This window comes from Pseudomonas morbosilactucae, assembly GCF_023241665.1.
Classification (GTDB): domain Bacteria; phylum Pseudomonadota; class Gammaproteobacteria; order Pseudomonadales; family Pseudomonadaceae; genus Aquipseudomonas; species Aquipseudomonas morbosilactucae.
On sequence record NZ_JALQCX010000050.1, the window covers coordinates 1 to 14164 of the forward strand.

Consider the following 14164-nt stretch of genomic DNA (forward strand, 5'->3'; position numbering starts at 1 on the left):
TTTTGAATTCTTCGGGATCAACGTGGGTTGCTCATGGCACTCCTGATTGGCCTCAGTTTAAGGCGATGGAGGTGTCTACGAAATCCCGGGGCGATTCACCGTCCACCATTCTCCCGTGCGTGCTTGATGTCTCTCGAGGGTGGGGCTCCGAAACGCCGGGCATATTCGCGACTGAATTGAGCGACACTTTCATAGCCGACCCGCAAGGCGGCCGTGTTCACATCAACCCTATCGGTCAACATCAGGCTGCGCGCGGCTTGCAGTCGTAACGACTTTTGATATTGAACGGGGCTGGTGCCTGTCAGCTTGCGAAAGTTGTGATGCAGAGTAGAGCTGGCCATGCCCGATCGTTGGGCGAGATCGGCCACGTGCAGCGGTTTGTCGTAATGATGTTTCAACCATTCAATGGCTCTCACGATGCCCTTATCTCGGTAACCATCGCGAGTGACGCTGCGCAGCCACTGGCCTGCGCCACTGAGCAGCAGCCGAACGCATATCTCCCGCTTGATAAGGTTCGACATCAAGCCTGCCTCAAGCGGCCGTTCGATCAGCGTGGAGAGTCGGGTGAACGCGTCGAGCATCTCACTCGACGCCGCACCAGATGCGAAGCCTCGTGCTTCAGAAGCCATTTCCTGCCTTGGGGGTTCCAAGGTCTGGATCACCTCATTGAGCATGGCAAGATCGAGCTTCAACACAACTGATAAATAAGGGGTTTGCTCGCTCGCGGCGGTAACGCGAGCCAGTGTGGGTATATCGACCGAAGTGACGAAGAACGCCCCCTGCCCGAAGTCACAGGCCTCCTCGCCGAACGTGATCTCCTTCGCACCCTGCAGAATGATGGCTACGCAAGGCTCATAAATGCAGTACGTGGGCGTACCCAGTTCGGCCATTCGATAAAAGGTCAGCCCTGGAATCGATGTTGTGCATACCTCGTTCAAACCAATCTGCAGGGTGACTTTTTCGATAAGCCGTCTGAGTACCTGGAGGCGCTCGTTGGGCTGAGCGGGTTCGCTCAAGGCCAGGGAATGCACATGGCCGAAACCGAACTGCGAGAAGGAACCGCTCGTCATCACATGCCCCCCTGTTTACGGAAAGTTCGAGTCTGCTGAGAGTGCGTGACCAGCACAAGTGCATCGGCAGGATTGTGCAAAAGATATGGCGCATTAGGGTCACCCGGCCAACCCTCGTTGTTCTAGTTTCTAGCATGAAGACCGGCTTCGATGAGCCCGTGAGCCCTCAGTTGCGAAAGGAAATTTGGATGGACAGACGAGATTTTCTTACTTATTCGGCGGCGGGTGCTGTTGCAGCCACTTTGCTGCCAGCATCGAGTGTCGCAAGTTCAGTGGCTACAGCCCCAGCGCCCTCTTCACTGACAGAGCGCGGAAGCGTGATGCCTACGCAAGGCCGCCTCGTGCGCACAGGCCTGCCCCTCAATTCGCCCTCACATGCCATTAGATACATGACACCTCAACGCTTTGGTATGGGCGGGACGCAGATTGGCAATATCTTTGCGCCGATCAGCGACGAGCAGGCGGCCTTGGTTCTGCAGGCTGCTTGGGGGGCGGGTGTAAGGCTTTACGACACGTCGCCGTTCTACGGGTTTGGCTTGAGTGAATATCGTCTGGGCCGCTTCCTGCACGGCAAAAATCCAGACGATTATGTGGTCTCCACCAAGGTCGGCCGCGTATTGACGGCCGCTGGTGGCCTGCGCGCGGACCATGCCATCTGGAAGTCGCCGGCGCCCTTTAACTATCGATATGACTACACCGCAGCAGGCACGCGTCGCTCCGTGGAAGACAGCCTGCAGCGTCTGGGGTTGCCCCGTATCGATATCGTCTTTATCCATGACCTCTCGCCAGATAACACCGAGCTGGAGGGCGGATGGGAAGCGGCGTATCAAATTGCGCGCACAGGGGCGATGGTTGAGCTTGAAAAAATGCGTGATGAAGGACTCATCAAGGCATGGGGCTTCGGAGTCAATACACCGAACGCCGTGGTTCAGGCGCTGACCAGTCATGACCCGACGCCCGACATCGTGTTGCTTGCCTGTCAGTATTCCCTCCTCGACCACAGCGATGCGTTGCGCAACACCTTTCCGGCATTGAGAAGCAAGGGCACCAGTGTCGTGGTTGGAACACCCCTGAATGATGGATTTCTGGGAGGGCGCAGCCGATACAACTTCAGCATGGATCTACCTGCCGGAGCGGTAGAAAAGCGCGCGCGGATCATGGCGGTTGCCAGCCGACACGGCATTGACATTCATACCGCCGCCCTGCAGTTCGCCGCGGCACATCCGCAAGTGTCCGCGATCATTCCGGGGGCGCGTTCGCCGGGGCAGATAGTTTCCAATGTACAAGCGATGAAGGTCGGTATTCCGTCAGCCTTTTGGGAGGAGCTCAAGAGCCAGAGCTTGATCGATGCGCAAGCACCGGTTCCTTCCTGAATAAGGGCCACGCCCGTGCTACCCGCTGAATAAGAACACTAGCCTGAGGTCGTAACAAATGAAGATACGAACGTCTTTCATGATTTTCGGCGGCCTATTTGCGCTCTCCAGTAGCGGTCACTTATTCGCAGACACACTTGCGCTGAGCATTCCCTTGCCTGATCCACTCCCACAGCTAAACGTTCTGACACTCCTTGTCGGTATACACCTGCTCGGTATGTGCTTCGGTCTCGGCGGGGCAACCATGCTAGACCTCTGGATTTTCCGTTGGATGCGCAGGGGGGGCCTCCCAGTTGAAATCGGACGCACCTTTCACTTCATCAGCGACGCGGTCACTACTGGACTATGCCTCCTATGGCTTTCAGGCCTTGGTTTCCTAGCCCTTTACGCGATGGAGTCGCCGGGAAAATTGGAAAACCCTAAACTCTGGGCGAAGATAATTGTGGTGATCGCCCTGACCATCAATGGAGTCATCATCCATGCGTTTGTGTTGCCAGAAGCACTACGCGACTTGAGTCGCCCCCTGCTCTTTGGAGTCTCCCGCAGCAGAGCTGCCTTATTTCTCGCATCAGGCGCAGTTTCGGGTGTGTCTTGGTACACCGCTTTTGCCTTCGGCATTTTCCGTGAGTTAAACAATAGCGTCACATTCAGCGTGTTGGTCATCATGTGGCTTACGCTGATAGTAGCCACCTCTCTCGCTGCCATTCTGCTCTGGTTAAACTCTGCAGCAGGAGCAAGAAAACTTTCTGCGCTCAGCCCTCCGACTTAAAAATAAAGAGTCGAGCGAAAAACAGGCACTCACGCACGCGCCTGAGCCGAGAGCTACTCGTCCCGCTGGCGGTGGATGTGCGTTAGCCCTACATTAGGGCCAACCACACCTGCACGGAACATCCATGACGCCCCTCCAGGACAAAGGCACCACGTCAATGGCTTTGGTGCATGAGGCATTGCACAGCGCCAGAGAACGGGGCCTGGACCTGACGATGGCATTGGCCAATGCCGACATTGACCCGCAACTGCTCAACGCCCCGAAAGCGCGAGTCTCAGCGACCTCCTTCGCCCGACTGTGGGTGGAGATAGCCGACTTGCTGGATGACGAATTTTTTGGCATCGACACCCATCCTATGCGTCGCGGCAGCTTCAAGCTGATGTGCCATGCGCTCCTGGACTGCAGCACCTTGGGCCAGGCACTGCAGCGAATGCTGTCATTCCTGCGGCTGGTTCTGGATGACATTCATGGTGAGTTGCAGGTCGAGGGCGATCAGGCTTTTATCGTGGTACACGACCAGGGTGTCCTGCGCCGCCTATTTGCCTATGGCACCTGGTTCATCCTCGTACACGGGCTGTCATGCTGGCTGGTCAACCAGCGTATTCCCTTGCACAGGCTCAGTTTCCGGGCCTCCAGGCCTGAGGATCAAAGCGACTACCGCATGCGCTTCTGTGAAGACATCGAATACGACGCGTCCGTGACCCAGGTCAGTTTCGACAAAAAATTCCTCGACATGAAAATTGCGCAGTCGCCGGCCACGGTGGCTGCCTTCCTCAAGGAGTCCCCCGGCAGCCTTCTGGTGAAATACCGCAACGACGACAGCCTCAGTGCGCAGATAAGACGCTACTTGCGTGGATCAAGCCCGGAAAAATGGCCCGAGCGCGATGAACTGGCGGTGATCCTTCACATGTCCAACTCGACACTGCAACGCCGCTTGCAAGCCGAGGGCACGCATTATCAGAACCTCAGGGACAACCTTCGCCGCGACATGGCGATTGACCTGCTGTCGCGTGGCGATATGACCGTGACACAGGTTGCGGCCGCCACCGGCTTCGAGGAAACCAGTGCGTTTCATCGGGCGTTCAAGAAATGGACCGGCGTCAGCCCCGGCGCCTATCGACGGGGACGTCTGGAGGAGTAAGCCTCCCCCTGCGGCCACCCGGCCCCAACGCCGCTCAGTGCACTGCGTTGCACCCATGCCCAAACAGCTCACACAAATTGGTGCCACCCGACATGGGCGGCACCTGCTCGCCTTCCTAGAATCTCGCCAAGTGCACTTCACCAACAACAATAAGATTGAAGGAGACACCTCATGCAATCAGTGAACGTCTATACGCTCGCGGGCGAATCCACATTCAACCGGTTTCACCGGCTGATTCTGTTCTGGTGCGTGCTTATCCTGATCATCGATGGTTATGACCTTGCCGTGGTCGGTGCGGCCCTGCCCGCCATCATGCAAGACATGGGCATTGACGCAACCAGCGCCGGCGTGATGGCGGGGTCGGCCCTGCTGGGAACAATGCTCGGGGCCATTTTCCTCGGCACACTGGCTGACCGCATCGGCCGTCCAAAAATGATCGCGATCTGTGTGGCGCTGTTCAGCCTGTTTACCGCCGCCGCAGGGCTGACCAGTGATCCCATCAGCTTCAGCATTTCGCGCTTTATCGCGGGTCTTGGAATCGGCGGCGTCTTGCCGATAGTCACCGCGCAGATGGGCGAGTTCTCACCGGCCAAGCTGCGTACGCGGTTAGTCACCCTGGTGTTCTCGGGCTACTCCGTGGGCGGCATTCTCGTTGCACTGACAGGAAAACACCTGATCGAGAGCCATGGCTGGCAGTCGGTGTTCTTTGTCGCAGGGCTGCCTGTGCTGCTGATCCCTCTGATATTAAAAACCATGCCGGAGTCCATGGCGTATTTGCTCAAACAAGGCCGCCAGGCTGAACTACGCACTATCGTTCAGAGGATCAGCCCCACTCTCCGACTGAGCGATGACGCGGTATTGGTAGGCAACCCAACCGAGACCAAGGCCGCACTCGACAGCCCGATCAAGGGTCTCTTCAGCGAAGGTCGCGGGTTCAGCACGGTGATGATCTGGTTGGCCTTCATGACGGGGCTTTTCATGGTCTATGCGCTTAATTCCTGGCTGACCAAGTTGATGGCGATGTCGGGTCATAGCCTCGGATCGGCCCTGAACTTTGTCATCGTGTTCAACGTGGGCGCGATTGTGGGTGCGATCGGCGGGGGATGGTTGAGCGACAAGCTCAATATCAAATATGTGCTGATTGCGTTCTACATCGTGGGGGCATTGGCACTCACCGCGATGGCCTTCACACGCTCAACCGAGTTGTTGTTTGTGGTGGTGTTCATCGTCGGCGCCTCGACGCTGGGTACCCAGTTGATCGCCTACGCCTATGCCGGGGACTTCTACCCCACGCCCATCCGCTCCACCGGTGTGGGCTTCGCCTCCGGAGTGGGACGGATCGGCGCAATCATCGCGCCAGTGTTGATCGGCTGGCTCGTTTCACTGGCTTTGCCGCTGGAACAGAATTTCATGGTGATCGCGCTGGCAGGCCTGATCGGCGCACTGGCGGTCACGTTCGTCAATCAGTCACGGGCTGACTCCCATCAGGCCAGCAAATTACCGGCCCTATCCCACTGACGGCTCACCCGGAACTGACTTGCCAAAAGGATACGTATCTTGAATCGCCTGTTACCCACGCCACTGTCTGCGCAAGAAACCCAGCGTACTGTCGACTGGGCAATCACATCACGGCGCAGCGTCAGGGCCTTTTTGCCGACCGCCGTAGCGCATGAAGAAATCGAAGCGATTCTGGATGTCGCACGTTTCAGTGCCTCGGGAGTGAACATGCAACCCTGGCGGGTGCACGTTGTAACCGGTGCGGCGAAAGAGCGTCTGTCGTTGGCCATCAGCGCGATAGATAACGACCCACAGCTCAGCAGCGGCCTGCAGGATCCCTACACCTATTACCCGAACGAATGGGTCACGCCTTACATCGATCGGCGGCGCAAGGTGGGTTGGGACCTCTACGGACTGCTCGGCATCGCCAAGGGTGAAAAGCAGCACATGCACGAACAGCATGGGCGCAATTATCGTTTCTTCGATGCACCGGTGGGCCTGCTGTTCACCGTGGACAACGTCCTGGAACAGGGCAGCCTGCTGGACTACGGCATGTTTTTGCAAAGCATCATGCTGGCAGCACGTGGGCGGGGTTTGCACACCTGCCCGCAGGCCGCATTTCTCAAATACCACAACGTCATTTCAGAGATGTTGAGCATTCCCGCCGACCAGATGCTGGTGTGTGGCATGAGCCTTGGCTATGCCGACCCCAAGGCCATTGAAAACACTCTAGTGACAGCTCGGGAACCGGTCAGCGCTTTCGCCATTTTTCATCATAATAATAAGGAGACCTGCCCATGATCAGTGCAGCGTACGCAAGTGGACTTGATCAAACCCCAGCCAACCATGTTCCGTTAACGCCCTTGGGATTTCTGGACCGCGCCGCGTTGGTTCATCCTGAGCGTGTCGCGATTATTCACGGAGAACTGCAGCGTACTTGGGCACAAACACGTGAGCGCTGTTATAGCCTCGCCTCAGCGCTGGTGGGCCGGGGCGTGCAACCAGGGGAGACGGTTTCGATTATCTCACCGAACACCCCGGCAATGATCGAAGCCCACTTCGGCATTCCTTTATCCGGCGCTATCCTCAATACCATCAACCATCGCCTGGATGCCGAAGGCATTGCATTTATCCTGCGGCACAGTGAGTGCAGCTTACTGCTGGTGGATTGCGAGTTCATGGCCGTGGCCAGTGCCGCGTTGAAGAAGCTCGAACGCCCACCGGCAATCGTGATAATCCGAGATCACCTGGCCCCGGCAGTTGGCGTAATTGATGTGATCGACTATGAAGCCCTGCTTGCCGAAGGAGACCCGAATTTCCAGGGCGTATGGCCCGGCACGGAATGGCAGCCGATAGCCCTCAACTACACCTCCGGCACCACCGGCGATCCCAAAGGCGTCGTGGTCAGCCATAGGGGCACCTACCTGATGAGCTTACTGCAGATGACCAATTGGCCGCTTGCCCAGGCGCCACGGTATTTATGGACGCTGCCCATGTTCCATGCCAACGGTTGGTGCTTCACATGGGCGATCACTGCTGCGGCAGGCACCCACATTTGCCTACGCAAAGTGACAGCGGACGCTGTCTTCGGCGCCATTGTCGAACATAAAGCCAATCACTTCTGTGCAGCACCGACGGTGATGGCCATGCTTGCGAACACCCCAACACCGTTCAGTCTCCCCCACCCTGTGCGTGTATTGACGGCCGGTTCCCCTCCCCCGGCCACAGTCTTGGACGCGGTGCTTTCAATGGGCTTTCAGGTCGACCACGTGTACGGCATCACCGAAGTCGCGGGTACTCCGGTCAGTTGCGTCTGGCAGGACACTTGGGATGAATTCAGCCCCTCCGAAAAAGCCAGGATGCGCGTAAGACAGGGCGCGCGGGCGGCAGCTTTCGAAGGTTTGCTGGTTGCCGATGCACAAACACTCGAACCCGTTCCGCATGATGGCCAGACTACAGGTGAACTGTTGTTGCGCGGCAATACCGTCATGATGGGTTATCTGAAAAATCAGTCCGCAACGCAAAAAGCATTTGAGGGCGGCTGGTTCCATACCGGTGATGTCGCCGTGGTTCATCCCAACGGTTACGTGCAAATCACCGACCGCACCAAAGACGTCATCATCTCTGGCGGTGAAAACATTTCATCCGTAGAGATCGAAGACATTCTTCATGGTCACGCATCGGTGTTGCATGCCGCCGTGGTGGCGCAGCCAGACAACAAATGGGGTGAAGTGCCCTGCGCCTTCATCGAGCTCAGAAGCCAGGTTCAGCCACCCACCGAAGCTGAATTGATCGCGTATTGCCAGGCGCGCCTGGCCCGCTACAAGTGCCCGAGCCGCGTGATATTCATGGAGCTGCCGAAAACCGCCACAGGGAAAATCCAGAAGTTCATCCTGCGCCAACAAGCCGGAAGCCAAGAGGCAATCGTACGGCTGGCCTCAACGGGCTGACACCTCACCCTTTTTACTAGACCTCAAGACTGTCGGCATGCGGAGCGCGCAAGCGCCTCCCTCTGAGGGGGCGTGCGCGCCGCAAACACCAAAAACAACAACAAAAGGTGCATTCGAGATGGCAATAAACCGTACGACGTCGGTGACGATCCTGTTGTTTTCCTCTGCGGCACCAAACGCCTTTGCAGACTTTGTCGGTGATACACAGACCAGCCTGGAATTACGCAACTTCTACTACAATCGGGACTTTCGTAACGAAGGGGCCAGCCAATCGAAACGCGATGAGTGGGCTCAGGGCTTTATTTTGAATCTACAGTCCGGATTCACCGAGGGCCCGTTGGGTTTTGGCGTCGACGCACTCGGTTTGCTCGGGGTGAAACTCGACTCCAGCCCTGAGCGTACGGGGTCAGGCCTATTGGCCTACGACTCGCGGCGCAATGTAGAAGATCAATACGGCAAATTCATACCCACCGCAAAAGCCCGCCTAAGCCGTAGTGAGCTGCGCATCGGCGGGCTCAACCCGGTACTCCCGCTGCTGTCGAGCAATAACAGCCGACTGCTGCCGCAAGTGTTCCGGGGTGGGATGCTGGTATCCAAAGAGCTGGATTCCCTGACCTTCAGTGCAATCCGTATCAACGCGGTCAAACAACGCAACTCCACGGATTTCGAACCCTTGACGGCGTTCGGGTACAAGCCGGTAAAGGCAGATCATTTCTCCTATCTGGCGGTTGATTACAAACCGATGCCCCAACTCTCACTCAGCTACCACGTGGCTGAGTTGGAAGACCTTTACCGCTCGAATTTCTTTGGCCTCAAGTATGAACACGCGCTGGGCAGCGGTACCGTGCTGTCTGACGTTCGCTACTTTTCGGCCGGCGATACAGGCGATCAAGGGGTGGGTGATGTGAATAACCGTACCCTCAGCACGATGTTGTCTTTTCGCCAGAGCGGTCACACCCTGGGCGTTGGCTTTCAGAGGGCCTGGGGCGATACGCCGTTCGCCATGGTCAACGGCGCTGATACCTATTTGTTCGGCGAGTCGCTGGTCAGCACCTTTACGGCGCCTCAGGAACGGGTGTGGATTGCACGTTACGATTTTGATTTTGCCGCCGCAGGATTGCCTGGACTCACCCTTGGTTTGAAGTATGCGAAAGGACAAAAGGTAGACCCGACGTTACTGAGCTCGGCTCAGGCCGCCCACTTACGACTTGAAGGAGAGGACGGTAAGGAATGGGAACGTGTGACCGATATCACTTACACCATCCAGAGTGGGCCGTTCAAAAATGTGTCAGCGCAATGGCGAAACTCGACCAATCGGTCGACATACGCCGATAGCGCCAACGAAAACCGCCTGATTTTCCGGTATACATTTAAGTTTTGACGAATGGAGTCAATCGTTGGTCGGCTGCGCCAACAGCCGTCCAACCGCACGTTCGTCCATTCATAAAGCTGAAAACGAATCTGCGTGTCCTTGCTGAGGTTATCGATCTGTACGGGGAGACCCCCTTCTCATCGCCAGCAGAAAGAGATCTACGATTCCTTCTTGACTTAGGCCGAACGAACCCTAGCCAAGCGGCAACAGATGCCCCTATCAATGTCGTGGCTGATGCACGCAGGCTTGGGCGAGCCGACTCGGACAGTCTCTGACGCAAGTAATAGAACTACAGACGCCTGCGTCCAGCTCAACCACGCCAACCCAGGCCCAACGCCTTGTGCAGCGAAGCAAAGTCCTTAAGCAACTCACTGTCACCGCTCACGCGATTCTGTTCGGCGTCGAAGCGCGTGCGTTCGGCGGTCAGCCAGTCCAGGGTGCTGGCGGTGCCTGCATCGTAGCGTTCGCGGGTCAGGCTGGCGGCGCGGGCCGAGGAGGCTTCGATGTCGCGCAGTAGCACCACGTTTTCACGCTGATGGCCGTAACGTACCAGGGCCACGTCGGCATCGCGCAACGCACCGAGGACCACGCTGCGGTAGTGCGCGCGTGCCTCTTCGACGGCGCCTTCGGCACTGTCTACGTCGGCGGCGACACGGCCGAAGTCGAGGGCGTTCCAGGTCAGGCGTGGTACCAGCAACCAGGTGGCGTTGTCCTTTCGCACCCAGTGCGACGGCTCGGCGGCGCTGAAGCTCAGGTCGCCGATCAACGACAGTTTAGGGAACCAGTCAGCAGTCTTTTCACCGACCAGGGCGTTGTTCGAGGCCAACTGCCGTTCCGCCATGCGGATGTCCGGGCGCGCCTTGATCAGCGACGCCGGGTCGGCCACCGGCACGCTCGCTGGCACACTCGGCAACCCCGTAGCTTGGCCCAGCTGCGCGTCCAAGGCGCCGGGCTCGCGGCCGCACAGCACGGCCAGTTGGTCGAGGGATTCGATCACCTGTGCCTGCAACGGCAAACGCTGGGCACGGGTGGTTTGCCATTGGGTGGTGACCTGCTCCAACTGCAACTGCGAGGCCACACCCTGGCTGCGACGTTGCTCGGTCAGGTCGACCACTTGCCGCTCCAGCTCGGTGGACGCGTCCACCAACGCCAGGCGTGTTTGCTGGTCCCGCAGGTTGACATAGGCCTGCACCACTTCAGCGGCGAGTTGCACTTGGGCATCGGCCAGGCTTTCGGCCGAGGCATCCGCGCTGGCCGATGCCGCCTCGATGGCGCGCCGGGTGCCGCCAAACAGGTCGACTTCCCAACTCGCATCAAAGTCGCTCAGGTACAACGACAACGGCCCTCTCCCACCGGCACTGTCACTGCCGGTGAATGGTGAGAGGTCGGGTGAGCGCATGCGTATCGCGGTTGCATTCGCCGTGAGTTTGGGCTGCGCGCTGGCCTGTTCGCCGTGCAGGCCGGCACGCGCCTGGCGCAAGCGGGCCTGGGCGGCCAGCAGGTCCGGGCTGTCGTGCAACGCACTTTCCACCAACTGGTTGAGCTGCACATCACCGAGGCTTTTCCACCACTGCGCCACTGCCGGGCTGCTGGCCAAGCGTGGGTCAGCATGGGCAAAACGCCCGGCGGCGAGGCTGGCTTGTGCCACCGGCGGTGCGCCGTGGTAGTCCGGGCCAACGGTGCAGCCGGTGAGTACGCCCAGGGCCATGAGATAAAGGCAGGTTTTATCGATCATCATGCGGGGCTCGGCGGTAGAGGTGGTTTTTTCAGCAGCAGCGCCAACGGGATACACAGCGCCAGGGCGATGCCCAGCACGTAAAAGCAGTCACTGAAGGTCATCACCTGGGCTTGCAGGGCGATGCTTCGGGTCAACTCAGCTACCGATTGCAACTGCGCCAGGGCCTGGTCGCCGGACTGGGTCATGAAGGAGGCATTTTGCGCCGCCATATGCGCCTGGCCTTGCAGGCTGTTGGCGGTCAGCGATTCACGAATCATCGCGTCGTGGTAGCTGTTGCGGCGGTCAATCAACACTCCGGTCAACGCCAGGCCCATGGACCCGCCAATGTTGCGCGCCATATTGTACAACCCCGCCGCCTCGCCTTTTTCATGGGGCTGCACGGCGGCCATGGTGATCTGGTTGAGTGGCATCATTGCCAGGATCTGCGCAAACCCACGCACGATCTGCGAGTTGTCGAAATCATGCCCAACGCTGTCGATGGTCAGGTTCAGGCTCAGCATGCAACTGAGCACAAACAGCACCAGGCCGATGCCCACCACCCAGCGACTGTCATAACGCTGCAGCAGGCGCGGCAGGATCGGCATCAACAAAAATGCCGGGATGCCCGACAGCAGCATGATGGAACCTGCCTGCTGGGCGTTGTAGCCGGAAATCGTGCCGAGGAACTGCGGCAGCAAGTACGACACGCCATAAATGGCGGCGCCGACGGTGGACACGATGAGGATCACACTGGCATAGCGCGAGTTGCGTAGGAGGCTCAGCTTGACGATGGGCCGTTGCGCAGTGAATTGCCCGTAGGCCACCAGGCAAAACCCCAGCACGCAGAGCAGGCTGAGGCCGACGATCATGCTCGACTCGAACCAATGTTCACGCTGGCCTTCTTCAAGCACCACGGTCAGCGCACTCAGGCCCAGCGCCAGGCCGAGAATGCCCACCCAATCAGCCTTGATGAATTGGTGCAGGTCGGGCTTTTCTGGACGAATACCGGTCCAGAGCAAGGTCACCAGGGCCAGGCTGATGGGCAAGTTGATAAAGAAGCACCAACGCCAGCTAATGTTTTCGGTCAACCAGCCACCGAGCACCGGGCCAAGCAATGGACCGAGTAGCACGGTGAGGCCAAACATCGACATGCCGATGGCCATCTGATGCTTGGGCAGGCGTGTGCCGATGATGGTTTGTGCGGTGGGGATCATCGCGCCGCCGGCAAAGCCTTGGCCGATGCGGCTAATGATCATGCCGATCAGGCTGGTGGACATGCCACAGGCAAACGAAAACAGCGTGAACATGATCGCCACGCCCATCAGGAATCGACGCAGCCCGAAGACCCGGGTCAACCACGCGGCGAGGGGGATCATGACAATTTCCGACATCAGGTAACCGGTGGAAATCCACGTACCTTCCGTGCCGGAGGCGCCGATCTGGCCTTGGATCTGCGGCAACGCCGAGTTGGTGATGGAGATGTCCAGGGTCGCCAGCAACGCCCCCAGGGCACCGGCCGCCACGGCGATCCAGTCGGTGACGGAGGCATTTGCTTCGCGCGGTGCTGAATCGGCCGTCGCCAGTGCCTCAGCCATGGTGGGTGTCTACGTCAACGGTCACCGACAGCCCCGGCATCAGGGTGGTGCCGGCCGCCGTGGCGTCGTCGAGCACGATGCGCACCGGCACCCGTTGCACGATCTTGGTGAAGTTGCCCGTGGCATTCTGCGCGGGCAATAAGGCAAATTGCGCGCCGGTGCCGGGCGACAAACTGTCGATATGGCCACGCAGAGGTTGCCCGGACAAGGCGTCGACGTGCACGGTCACCGGTTGCCCGGCGCGCATGTCGCGAATCTGGGTTTCCTTGAAGTTGGCCATCAAGTACAGGGCCTGCACCGGTACCACCGTCAGCAGACGCGTGCCGGGCTGGGTGAACTGGCCGACCCGCACGCTGCGGTCGGCAACGCGACCGTCCAGGGTGCTGATCACGGTGGTGTCGTCCAGGTCCAGTTGCGCTTGGCGCGCACTGGCCTGGGCCACGGCCAGCTGGGCCTGGGTTTGCTGCAATTGCGCCTGCAACGTGCCGACTTTGGTTTGCGCCGCGCGCAACGCCGCTTGGTGCGCCGCCAGGCCGGTGCTGGCCTGGGCCAATTGGTTGTTCAACTCGGCCAGGCGCTCCTCGGTTTCCGCCCCGGAACGCGCCAACGGGCCATAGCGCTTGACCTGCAACTGGGCGTGGCGCAGGTCGGCATTCGCGCCGTCGAGTTGCGCCTGCACCTGGGCGATGCTTGCACCCTGCTCCACCAGTTCGGCAGCCGCCCGGGCCACATCGGCCTGGCGCGAGTTCACGGTAGCCAAGGCTTCGTCCAGCGCCGCCTGGTATTTGCGGCTGTCGAGGCGCACCAGCGGTTGGCCGACGGTGACGGTCTGGTTGTCACCCACCAGCACTTGCGCGACATAGCCGCCAACCTTGGGGGCGACGGTCATGCTGTCGGCCTGCAAATAGGCGTCATCAGTGCTTTGGATAAAACGCCCATACAGCCACCAATGCACGCCCCAGGCGATAACGGCCAGCACGGCGACCAGGCCCAGGATAATCAATGCACGGGGCGGTTTGCGCCTGGCAGCTGCCGGGGATTGGGTCACGGGTTCAAGGCGCCCGTGCTGATCGATAGGGGTGTCGACGGACATGCCGCGCTCCAATAATGTTTCAAAATATTCCAATCGGTAAAAATGCGGGGATGGTCAATTTATGTCAAGTGATATATTTTCCAACCC

At 59.0% G+C, this 14164-nt stretch carries 11 protein-coding genes; 7 read left to right on the forward strand and 4 right to left on the reverse strand.

Annotated elements, in window-relative coordinates:
* Positions 1-95 precede the first annotated feature (95 nt).
* Complete coding sequence (locus M1B35_RS23865) at positions 96-1070, reverse strand: AraC family transcriptional regulator (RefSeq protein ID WP_268263271.1); 975 nt, start codon at positions 1068-1070, stop codon at positions 96-98.
* A gap of 188 nt (positions 1071-1258) precedes the next feature.
* Between M1B35_RS23865 and M1B35_RS23870 the strand changes: the two genes are divergently transcribed.
* From M1B35_RS23870 to M1B35_RS23900, 7 genes are all read left to right on the forward strand, one after another.
* Complete coding sequence (locus M1B35_RS23870; RefSeq protein ID WP_268263272.1) at positions 1259-2443, forward strand: aldo/keto reductase; 1185 nt, start codon at positions 1259-1261, stop codon at positions 2441-2443.
* Positions 2444-2501: 58 nt separating this feature from the next.
* Complete coding sequence (locus tag M1B35_RS23875; protein WP_268263273.1) at positions 2502-3212, forward strand: hypothetical protein; 711 nt, start codon at positions 2502-2504, stop codon at positions 3210-3212.
* Positions 3213-3369: 157 nt separating this feature from the next.
* On the forward strand, positions 3370-4353 hold the full coding sequence (locus M1B35_RS23880) for an AraC family transcriptional regulator (protein ID WP_268263322.1): 984 nt from the start codon (positions 3370-3372) through the stop codon (positions 4351-4353).
* Between the two features lie 171 nt (positions 4354-4524).
* Entirely contained in the window at positions 4525-5871 is a 1347-nt protein-coding gene (locus M1B35_RS23885; RefSeq protein WP_268263274.1) for an MFS transporter, read from the forward strand.
* 39 nt (positions 5872-5910) lie between these two features.
* Positions 5911-6651 carry a nitroreductase gene (locus tag M1B35_RS23890; protein ID WP_268263275.1) on the forward strand — a complete coding sequence of 247 codons (741 nt, stop codon included), beginning with the start codon at positions 5911-5913 and terminating at the stop codon, positions 6649-6651.
* A complete protein-coding gene (locus tag M1B35_RS23895; RefSeq protein WP_268263276.1) occupies positions 6648-8300 on the forward strand; it encodes an AMP-binding protein in 1653 nt (550 codons plus the stop codon). The genes M1B35_RS23890 and M1B35_RS23895 overlap by 4 nt, the downstream gene beginning before the upstream one ends.
* A 118-nt stretch (positions 8301-8418) precedes the next feature.
* On the forward strand, positions 8419-9681 hold the full coding sequence (locus tag M1B35_RS23900; RefSeq protein WP_268263277.1) for an OprD family porin: 1263 nt from the start codon (positions 8419-8421) through the stop codon (positions 9679-9681).
* A 301-nt stretch (positions 9682-9982) separates the two neighbouring features.
* Here the strand turns inward: M1B35_RS23900 and M1B35_RS23905 are convergent, their stop codons facing one another.
* Genes M1B35_RS23905 through M1B35_RS23915 form a run of 3 tightly spaced genes read right to left on the reverse strand, consistent with a single transcriptional unit; the run spans position 9983 to position 14077 of the window.
* A complete protein-coding gene (locus M1B35_RS23905; RefSeq protein WP_268263323.1) occupies positions 9983-11407 on the reverse strand; it encodes an efflux transporter outer membrane subunit in 1425 nt (474 codons plus the stop codon).
* Positions 11407-12984, reverse strand: a complete 1578-nt coding sequence (locus M1B35_RS23910) for a DHA2 family efflux MFS transporter permease subunit (protein WP_268263278.1) — start codon at positions 12982-12984, stop codon at positions 11407-11409. The genes M1B35_RS23905 and M1B35_RS23910 overlap by 1 nt, the downstream gene beginning before the upstream one ends.
* Complete coding sequence (locus M1B35_RS23915; protein ID WP_268263279.1) at positions 12977-14077, reverse strand: HlyD family secretion protein; 1101 nt, start codon at positions 14075-14077, stop codon at positions 12977-12979. Before M1B35_RS23915 ends, M1B35_RS23910 begins: the two co-directional genes overlap by 8 nt.
* Positions 14078-14164 lie beyond the last annotated feature (87 nt).

Coding starts and splice junctions, on each gene's coding strand:
- M1B35_RS23865 (WP_268263271.1), bottom strand. CDS start 1,070: ATGACGAGCGGTTCCTTCTCGCAGTTCGGTTTCGGCCATGTGCATTCC.
- M1B35_RS23870 (WP_268263272.1), top strand. CDS start 1,259: ATGGACAGACGAGATTTTCTTACTTATTCGGCGGCGGGTGCTGTTGCA.
- M1B35_RS23875 (WP_268263273.1), top strand. CDS start 2,502: ATGAAGATACGAACGTCTTTCATGATTTTCGGCGGCCTATTTGCGCTC.
- M1B35_RS23880 (WP_268263322.1), top strand. CDS start 3,370: ATGGCTTTGGTGCATGAGGCATTGCACAGCGCCAGAGAACGGGGCCTG.
- M1B35_RS23885 (WP_268263274.1), top strand. CDS start 4,525: ATGCAATCAGTGAACGTCTATACGCTCGCGGGCGAATCCACATTCAAC.
- M1B35_RS23895 (WP_268263276.1), top strand. CDS start 6,648: ATGATCAGTGCAGCGTACGCAAGTGGACTTGATCAAACCCCAGCCAAC.
- M1B35_RS23900 (WP_268263277.1), top strand. CDS start 8,419: ATGGCAATAAACCGTACGACGTCGGTGACGATCCTGTTGTTTTCCTCT.
- M1B35_RS23905 (WP_268263323.1), bottom strand. CDS start 11,407: ATGATCGATAAAACCTGCCTTTATCTCATGGCCCTGGGCGTACTCACC.
- M1B35_RS23910 (WP_268263278.1), bottom strand. CDS start 12,984: ATGGCTGAGGCACTGGCGACGGCCGATTCAGCACCGCGCGAAGCAAAT.
- M1B35_RS23915 (WP_268263279.1), bottom strand. CDS start 14,077: ATGTCCGTCGACACCCCTATCGATCAGCACGGGCGCCTTGAACCCGTG.